General features: G+C 47.4%; 1 protein-coding gene and 1 pseudogene. Both read left to right on the top strand.

Going from position 1 to position 1,450, the window contains the following annotated elements; translation table 11 throughout:
• On the top strand, positions 1-628 hold a 628-nt coding region (gene trmB, locus A3739_RS16000), incomplete at its 5' end, for a tRNA (guanosine(46)-N7)-methyltransferase TrmB (protein ID WP_068502039.1).
• Positions 629-639: 11 nt separating this feature from the next.
• Positions 640-1,450, top strand: a pseudogene (locus tag A3739_RS16005) (hypothetical protein); the annotation flags it as partial.

The following is a 1,450-nucleotide window of genomic DNA, read 5'->3' on the forward strand; positions in this document are numbered from 1 at the left end:
GACCGCTGGGCAGACCCGAGGGTGGGATTCATATTGGGAAGCCTTTGGCCTAGATCCTGAACAAGAACTAAATTTCGAAGAGATATTTGGCAATACAAACCCGGTTGTGTTCGAGATTGGTTTCGGTATGGGCAGTTCATTATTTGAAATGGCGAAAGCTGACCCAAATACGAATTTCGTCGGCGTTGAAGTCCATCGACCCGGAGTTGGTGCCTTACTCGCTCAGGCGGGAGACGAAGGGCTCACAAACTTACGTCTGTTGTGTTGCGATGCGGTTGAGTTGCTTAAGAACAAAGTGCCTAACAACAGCTTGGTGCGTTTACAGTTATATTTCCCAGACCCTTGGCATAAAAAACGTCACCACAAACGTCGTATTGTTCAGCCAGAATTTGCTGCTTTGGTTGCCACTAAGCTTTCCGAGGGTGGAGTGTTTCATATGGCAACAGACTGGGAGCCTTATGCAGAACATATGGCTGAGGTTATGGATGCAGCACCTGATTACAGTAATTGTGCAGAGACCGGCTCGTATTCTCCCAAGCCTGACTACCGACCTACTACTAAGTTTGAAAAACGTGGAGAGCGTTTAGGGCACGGTGTGTGGGATTTGCTTTACCGTAAATCTGTTTAGAGATTTGTTTGATGCTGAAACTGCCATTCATTGCGCGGCAAGCAGGAAGTCGTGAAATAGTCCCGCCGCAAACGTCTGCGGGTTCATTTCATACCTCGGTTTCCGAGCTCGTGAAGCAAGCGGGAGTCGGTCTTGAATATGATCAGGCAAGCCTTGATCGTATCCCACAACTTGGTCGTTTAATCATCCTAGCAAATGATCCTTTACCGGGCGTTTCGAGCTTAGCGTTATTGCACCTAGTCTCGCAGGTAAGATCAGATGTTGCCTGTATTGCAGAGACAGGCAATCGATGGCTGACGGACTTGCCTGATGGCACACAATTAAATGCAGCCCAACAGTCGTCAGAACAAACAAAGCACAAGGCATTAGAGCATCTTGCGAATGAGGGTGTGCTCATTATTCAGCCTGTTCATTTGGGACGTTCCGAAGGTGTTCCTAAAATCACGCAGGAGCGCTGGCCGACAGACTTTCTTGCCATTGCAGAGCATTCACAAAGCCCCTTATTGCATATTCATGTCTCGAGTTCCGAGCAGCCTTATTTACAACAAGCACGTCTTTTTTATCGTGGGCATGGCCTTGTTCAAGATTTCGCTCAAACACTCGCGAAGAAGTTTCTACCGAACGTTTACGACCAACGTTTGCTTGTTGGCGAGATAATCGATTCCACGGATTACAAAGATCTACCCCTGCAAGATAAGTACAAAGCGAAGCTATTAAGAAAACAGTTATATCGTGCGGTAAAAGGGAAGAGTTCTTATTTCAAGACCTTGCCAGCGATTGCAACGGCCGAGCCAAGGTCCTCATTATTGGACGAGCTTCAGC

The sequence above is a fragment of the Oleiphilus sp. HI0067 genome, assembly GCF_001635735.1.